At 49.5% G+C, this 6,857-nt stretch carries 8 protein-coding genes; all 8 read right to left on the bottom strand.

What is annotated here, in order from left to right:
• Nucleotides 1–253 precede the first annotated feature (253 nt).
• A complete protein-coding gene (locus AC1HCM_RS02780; protein ID WP_479460252.1) occupies nucleotides 254–1,414 on the bottom strand; it encodes an ATP-binding protein in 1,161 nt (386 codons plus the stop codon).
• Nucleotides 1,415–1,496: 82 nt separating this feature from the next.
• Nucleotides 1,497–2,933 carry an SAVED domain-containing protein gene (locus tag AC1HCM_RS02775; RefSeq protein WP_479460251.1) on the bottom strand — a complete coding sequence of 479 codons (1,437 nt, stop codon included), beginning with the start codon at nucleotides 2,931–2,933 and terminating at the stop codon, nucleotides 1,497–1,499.
• The gene (locus AC1HCM_RS02770) at nucleotides 2,911–3,675 is read right to left on the bottom strand and encodes a hypothetical protein (RefSeq protein WP_479460250.1); all 765 of its coding nucleotides are present in this window, start codon (nucleotides 3,673–3,675) and stop codon (nucleotides 2,911–2,913) included. Before AC1HCM_RS02770 ends, AC1HCM_RS02775 begins: the two co-directional genes overlap by 23 nt.
• Nucleotides 3,676–3,692: 17 nt before the next feature.
• The gene (locus AC1HCM_RS02765; protein ID WP_479460249.1) at nucleotides 3,693–4,325 is read right to left on the bottom strand and encodes a sigma-70 RNA polymerase sigma factor region 4 domain-containing protein; all 633 of its coding nucleotides are present in this window, start codon (nucleotides 4,323–4,325) and stop codon (nucleotides 3,693–3,695) included.
• Entirely contained in the window at nucleotides 4,315–4,752 is a 438-nt protein-coding gene (locus AC1HCM_RS02760; RefSeq protein WP_479460248.1) for a hypothetical protein, read from the bottom strand. The genes AC1HCM_RS02765 and AC1HCM_RS02760 overlap by 11 nt, the downstream gene beginning before the upstream one ends.
• A 46-nt stretch (nucleotides 4,753–4,798) precedes the next feature.
• Complete coding sequence (locus AC1HCM_RS02755; RefSeq protein WP_479460247.1) at nucleotides 4,799–4,990, bottom strand: hypothetical protein; 192 nt, start codon at nucleotides 4,988–4,990, stop codon at nucleotides 4,799–4,801.
• Nucleotides 4,991–5,163: 173 nt separating this feature from the next.
• Entirely contained in the window at nucleotides 5,164–6,357 is a 1,194-nt protein-coding gene (gene csx2 / locus AC1HCM_RS02750; RefSeq protein ID WP_479460246.1) for a TIGR02221 family CRISPR-associated protein, read from the bottom strand.
• 1 nt (nucleotide 6,358) lies between these two features.
• On the bottom strand, nucleotides 6,359–6,857 hold a 499-nt coding region (locus tag AC1HCM_RS02745), incomplete at its 5' end, for a hypothetical protein (RefSeq protein ID WP_479460245.1).

The raw sequence follows: 6,857 nt of genomic DNA, 5'->3' as shown, positions 1-6,857 counted from the left end.
CCTGAAAAGTGAGGCATTGCGACACGATCGGTATATCCCCGTCCGCTCTATGGAGTTCCACTAGTTGCAGTCATCCCTGAAAAGTGAGGGATTGCGACAATACCAAGTTCCCAGACCCTACCGTAATTTCTCGTTCTGGTTACAGTCATCCCTGAAAAATGAGGGATTGCGACACATCTTTTTGGGGTTTATCCCTATTTCCCATATCCTTTTGTTGCAGTCATCCCTAAAAAGTGAGGGATTGCCAAAGCTCCTACCAGAGCATTCCGAGGATCCACAGGGGTATTCTGTTTCTTACTGGAAGTTCTAAATCGTCGCTTACTATGTAATCCGCTGACTTTGGCTCTTTCCGTCTTCCTCCAACCTCTACCTTCTTGCCGTCTATAAGGTAATCGTAGTCCTCTTCCCTCTGGCTTGCATAGACCTCATACCTCTCCGAAAGGGCAAAGACGACAAAGGCTTCCCTTGCACTTCCTATATTCCCGTTGAAGCAGTGATAGACCGAAGGGTCGTTTATAAGCATCTTTGCACCCTTTGAGTAAAGGCTTTTGTCTCCCTTCCTCCTGACGATCCTCAACAGCTCAACAGCTTCCATCACGCTCAGGAGTTGATAGAGCTTCTCCTTGCCTATGTGCCACTCACTGCAGAGCTTAGAGACGTTTACTGTAGGGACGGGAGAGCTTATCAGGTGTCCTATCACGGCGCTCATCAGCCTTAGATGATTTCCCTGTATTGAGGGAAGGTAAAAGGGCACGTCGTAGAATATGGTCTTCTCAATTATTCCCTGAATTCTCCTGCAGTACTCCCCTTCAAGGAATATGGGTCTCGTTCCAGAGCTTACGTACTCCCTGAAGAGCCCCAGCACGTTCACCTTTCTGACGAGTTTAAGGTCTTTCTCCTTTATATTGAAGGGGTCAGCTGGTTCGGGAAGCGTTCCCGTCTTCAGATAGATGAACTCCCTGAAGGACATCAGAGGAAGCCTTATCTGAACGAATCTGCGGGAGAGGTCTGCAACGCCCTTCTTCACAAGAAGGCTACTGCTCCCGCTCGCCCAGATGTATCTGTCTGGGTAATCGTCATGAAGAGCCTTCAGGTGAAGGCTCCAGTCCTTTGCGAGGTGAACCTCATCAATCACAACACCTTCATAGCCCCTTCTGAACACCTCCCTGACAACCTCGTAGAGGGGCAGAGCTGCAACCAGCGGGTTGTCTGCTGATAAATACAGGAAGGATTTATCTTTCGTTTTGTAAAGGAGAAAGGTGGTCTTTCCTGCACCCCTCTGTCCGTAAACTATAGAAGCTCTTATCTCCTCAATGGCTACCGAATCGTAGTAAGGTCTCATCCTCTCCGGCAGGGAGATCTTTAGCCTCTGGTGGATTTCTTCCGCGAGAGACACCACCCTGTCCGCGTCCATGGTTCTAAAATAGAACTGATTTTAGGGATTTTCAAGTATATAGTTTTATCTCAGAACCGTTTTGAGCTAATTTCGTTCTGTTTTAGAACTGACCCTCCCTTACGTCCCTCACATCCTTCAGGCTCACCACCCTCTCGTAGCTGTCACCGTAAAGCTGATAGACCCAGCCATCGTTGTAAAAGCCAAAGGCTACACCGAACATGAAGGCGAGGGGAACTGGGCAGGCGAGGAAGAAGTGAAACTCCCTGTAGTTCCTCTCAGCCCTCAGGTCCTGGACCTTGCTCGCACACTCTCGGGCGCTTACAGCCATCCCCTCGGGCGGCAGATTGCCCGTCCTTTTGTGCCTCAGAACCAGGTAGGTGGGCTTCCTATCCTTCGCAAACTCCACCACCGCGCTCTCGGGGTCATGGTGAGCCATGGAGAGTATTACCACGAGGGTATCTCCGCCGGGAACGACCTTCGCCTCAATGTGCTCATACTCCTTCACCCTCTCCTTCAGGTAACGGACGTTTCTGACCTCAATGGGGTGGTAGGCACCGTTCTGGAAGTGGTAGAAAACAAAGGGTTTCTGGCTTCCGAAAACAGCTCCGAGAGAGAAGGCAAGGGCTGAGGGTCCCTTTATCCCGATGTGGGGCACCTCCCTCCCCCCGAGGCTCTTTTCCAGCCTCTTAAGAATGGCGTAAAAGCCTTTAATCGCTCCCAGCCACACCTCCCTCTCCGGCGACAGCTGTCCCGTTCTGAGGATCAGATCCTCTCTGCCTATGCCGTTTATAACCTCAAGGTAGTTCAGGACGTAGTCAACCTTCTCTATGCGGACACCGGAGTAAAAGCTTGCGAGCTCACCCTCATAGTTCTGGAGGCTGTTGGTCACAAACAGGGGCACATCGTAAGACTCGGCATCACACCAGCTCTTGAGGTCCTGGAGGCGGGTCAGGCGTGAGGGTTCAACCAGCCTGAGTCCCCTCTCTCGGACAGCCTTCCTCTTCTTCGCAAGTCCGTTTACCTCGTATATGTTGCCTTTTTCGTCTATCTTCCCTGTAAAGACCGCCTCCGGCGGTGGTTTATCTATGTACATACTTACCACGGCGGGCAACATGTAGCTTTCCCCACCTATTTCAGAGTCAAAGAAGAGGGCAAATCCCTCCCCGAGGAAGCTCTTTATCACCTCCATGCTCTTTAAGAGGTGTCTCTGGTTCGTTATAAGCTCTCCGGTTCCCCTCACAGAGAGACCCCTCACGAGAAGTCCCCTGCCTGCGCTGTCAACCACCGGGACTAAGAACTCCCTGTGGGGAGCGTTTAAAAGCCTCTTTGCGTCTTCGTAGTCCACGCCGAAGGCGTCCTGCAAGGTAGTTATTGAGGGAAAAACGGACCTCTCTTTCACGTATCTGACGATCTCAAACTGAACCGAAGGGAGAAGCTCCCAGAACTGGGAAAAGAGCTCATCAATGTCTTCGTCAAGCTTACCTGCCTTCAGGAGCTTAAGAAGGTGCTCCGGATCAATCACCGAGAACCTGAACATTGAGCTCCTCCTCAAGGTCTGTGAGCCTTTCTGGCACGTTTTCCAGAACTACCACAGGGGAAGCCGGACCCTCATACAGAACCTCACCCCTGTAGCTTAACCTTATATCCTTCCCCTCATACTCCTCGGGCAGGTAGAGGTATAGCTTCCCCTCTTCCCAAACCCCCAGCCAGTTCTCACCTCTGAGAGCCTCTGAGGGCTGAGCGGCGAGCGGAAGACTCCTCCCCTCCAGAAGGGAGCTCGGGAACTCTATCACCACCGGGGCGGGTTCCCTTGCTTCCGCGGAAAGAGCGTCCGCGACAAGGGAAGAAAGATTGATGTCCTTCCACCTCTGGATGTTCTTTCTTATAAACTTTTCCCTCCACTTTCCTATCTTCTTTATCCTTGCGGTGCTTGCGTACTCTTTCACCCTGACGAGTCCTTTACTGACCTTGAATACAGGCTTTGAATGTCTCTCCAGCAGTCCCCTTGCTATATAAACCTCAAAGGGAAGGGGAACGAGCCTCAGTCCCCGCCACTGAACCACGGGCGGGTATCTGTCGGTGATGGCGAGCTGGATGTAAGACGTAAGCGGGACTATCTTGAAGAGGTCTTCGTGCACCTTTTCCGTTATCAGGATATACTCTGGGGGGGTCATAAGGAAAAGTCGGACCTGTCCGACTTCAGGTCTTTGGGGGTCTGGAACCTCCAGGACTTCGTCCCCCAGACTCTTTAAGAAGTTTCTATATAAGACCCCCTGCATATCCTTTTCTCCGCTCATTACTTAAAACCTCTCTTCGCACAAACTTCTGACAGAAACCTCTCTGCAAAGAGCCTGAACTCCTCTTCCGTAGGCACAAAGGAGAGCCTCCTGTTTATCTTCGCCTTGAGCCTTTCCCACCTCTTGTAAAGGGCGCTCTTTGACATTCCCTCTACCTTTACTTCCTTACTGTAGAGCTCCTTGTAAATGTAGTAGCACAGGACGTCTCTGTCCCTTTCGGAGAGAAAGGAAAGGAGCTCATCAAAGAGCGTCTCAGCCTCAATCCTGAGATCCTTGTTCTCCTCCACGCCGAAGATCTCTTCAAAGCTTCTTACCTCTCCTTCCTCATCGCTTGACAGAGGGTTGTCCATGCTCAGGGTCTGGAGCTTGCCTTCTCTGTTGAGCCTGTCAATTAGGCACGACTTTATCACCTTACGCAGGTAGCTCCTGTTTATCCTCTCTTTGCGAAGGAGAGCATCCTTCATCACCAGGAGCTTCAGCAGAAGGTCCGAAAGGATCTCCTCCCCGTAGTCGTCCTTTAGGCGAGCTTTTAGGAAGGGTTCCATCTCACCCGCTACCTTCCTTATCTCCCGCAGGAAGAACTCCCTTGCCTTCGGGTCTCCTTCAAGCAGTTGTGCGATCTTATCCTTCATGGGTAACTTCCCTCAGCTCTTCAAGGAAATCCAGGTCGTCGCACCTCCCGCACAGGACGTAACCTTCCAGAAGCTCCTCCCTGAGCCTGTATCTGAATACGCCTCTCCTTCTCCAGTCCTCAAGGACGTAACATCTTTCCTTTATCCACTCGCAATCCCCAACGAGCTTTTTGCAGAAACTCATGTCAATCTTTATCCTCTTTTTCTTCTTTGTCAGGAAGACCAGGGTGATAAGACCGCCTGACCTCCACCCTATGAAGGGTCTAGCCTTTCTGGGGTCCTCTCCGGCAAGTATGCGAACCTCTACCCCGAGATCGGTGTTGAGAATCTCCTCAAGGTGTTTAAGGGAGTCGTACCTGACAAATCCCAAGAACTTCTCCCCCTTATCCCCGATAAGCTCCTTATATACTCTCTCAATACCTCTCATACTGATGTTTCAGAGAATTATAATACCGTCGGCGATGTATGGACTATCAGTCATCGTCCCAGGTGTCCCAGTCATCCCAAAGGTCGTCATAACTTGACCAATCATCATCGCCGTAGCAGGTGTCATGGTAGATGTTGTAGTCCAGAAAGCAGTATGATGGGTCTGTCAGCGTATCCGTGTGAGCTGAGAAAGAATCTTCCGTATCGTCATCGTAGTAAAAGGATGTGGAAGAAAACATATCGTCTCCAGAGCTGGTATAGTCCTCCGAGCTATCCGTTGAGTAGAGGTGATGGTAATGCTCATAGTCATCTGCTGTGATGCTGTTTTCCTCATCATCCTCCGATCTGTGCCATCTGTAAATACCAAAAGGCAGGAGCACTAAAAGAGCCAGAAGTATAAGGATTTCCACAACTACACTCCTACACTTTCCTTGAGCCTGCTTGTATCCTTGATAAGTCTCCCCTCTCTTAATATAGCTTCAGTAGAATCTATATACCCCCTCAAGGTCTCAACCGCTTCCTTTATATCTCCCTCACTCACGCTCTTTTTCATGAAGGCGTGTCCGGTCTTGTTCCTGAGTTCCTGTATTTTGCTGAATAGGCCATTTGCCTCTTTCGTAAACACCTTGTGCTCTCTGCAGTCACTCCTGAACACACTACCAAGTTTTTCTCTTCTCTTATCAAGGTAGTCAAACCCGACGGTCTCCATTATGTGCGTGAATATGGTTTCCTCAAGTGCAATGAGTGCTTCCGAATACCTTCTCTTTTCAAAGAGCCACTTAACGAGCTTTAGCTGTCTTTCCCAGGCGCTTCCGTAGGAAGAAAATTTAAGGGCTTCCGAGAGTATGGCATCCTTTAGAAGCTCAAGAGCCTCAAAGCCGGTAGAAAGCTCCTTTATGTCTTCAAGGCAGTTTATAAGGTCTCTCGTGGACTTAGTTATCAATTCAAGAGCGTTAAAGCTGACAGCCTGTGAGAACTTCTCCAGAACCTTGGGGAGGGAGGTTATCCTTCCGAGGCTCTTCCTGTCAGGATAGATTTGTGCTTTTTTCTTTATCAGCTCCGCTATAGAGAGACCGTCTCCGTATTGGGTCAGCAGGGTAAAGCCCTCTATCCACTTGTTCAGCTCTATGAAGGGAAGGAGATCTATTATGGGAACGATACCATCTTTAGATTTAGCCTCGTATATGCCATAGTACACACCTTTTATACGTGCGCCCTTTACCTTTGTGAAGAGGTTTACCATCGTGGTAGTCATCAAGGGTATAGACCTAAAGCCGTGGGTTATATCCATATAAAGTTCTTTTTCCTGAACATCTATAGAGTAAACCTTTCTGAACATATCCCAGAACTCTTCCTGACTCTTGCCGTAGGGTATCTCTACCTTTATGTAGTCCTTTATCAAGCTGTCCGCCAGTTCCCAGAGGGACTCTGATGTGCCTACTATATAGACCTCGTCGGGTTTTATATACTCAATCAGCGCACGGGCAACGAGCCTGGTTTTGTAAGTCTTCCCGTTGGGCAGCGCATAGGGAACCTCAAAGTAATCAAACTCCTTAGTCTCTTTATTAAACTGACCCCTTCCAAGGCTGGTAATTAGGGTTTTCATTTCAACCCTCCTCCACCAGCCTGCACCATCCGAGGGCTTTACCCTCCGAAGTCAGCTTTCTCGTTTTGTTGACCTCACCGCTGAATTTAGGCACAACCTCTTTATAGAGCTTTTCGTAGAGCTCCTTGTCCCCCATAAGAATGGTGATAGTTAGAGTCACGCTTAAGAATCCCTGATGCTTACCTATCCTCACTAGGAAGTCCCCTCCTGTGAGAGCCTCTTCAGGTTCTTTGAGCGGGTCTCCCCTTATCTCAGAGGCGTGTCTATCAAAATACTTCCTGTCCACATCGAGCAGGAATCTGTAAAGCTCAGCGGTACTTTCTTTCAGAAACTCAAGGTCAAGCAGTTCAAGGTATGGGTTCTCCGTCACCTTTGAAAGGGCTTTCTTTGAGTCCTCATCTATGTGAACTCTTACCTCAAAGCTTTTGCCGGGCTTGAGAAGTTCGTCAATCTCCTGTATGGGCTCACTTGCACCTATCACATTAACCGAGTCCACATAC

The organism is Hydrogenivirga sp. (assembly GCF_056450045.1).
Note: the sequence above shows the minus strand (reverse complement) of the source record. Positions and strands in the feature narration are given on the sequence as shown.

Coding starts and splice junctions, on each gene's coding strand:
- AC1HCM_RS02780 (WP_479460252.1), bottom strand. CDS start 1,414: ATGGACGCGGACAGGGTGGTGTCTCTCGCGGAAGAAATCCACCAGAGG.
- AC1HCM_RS02775 (WP_479460251.1), bottom strand. CDS start 2,933: ATGTTCAGGTTCTCGGTGATTGATCCGGAGCACCTTCTTAAGCTCCTG.
- AC1HCM_RS02770 (WP_479460250.1), bottom strand. CDS start 3,675: ATGCAGGGGGTCTTATATAGAAACTTCTTAAAGAGTCTGGGGGACGAA.
- AC1HCM_RS02765 (WP_479460249.1), bottom strand. CDS start 4,325: ATGAAGGATAAGATCGCACAACTGCTTGAAGGAGACCCGAAGGCAAGG.
- AC1HCM_RS02760 (WP_479460248.1), bottom strand. CDS start 4,752: ATGAGAGGTATTGAGAGAGTATATAAGGAGCTTATCGGGGATAAGGGG.
- AC1HCM_RS02755 (WP_479460247.1), bottom strand. CDS start 4,990: ATGTTTTCTTCCACATCCTTTTACTACGATGACGATACGGAAGATTCT.
- csx2 (WP_479460246.1), bottom strand. CDS start 6,357: ATGAAAACCCTAATTACCAGCCTTGGAAGGGGTCAGTTTAATAAAGAG.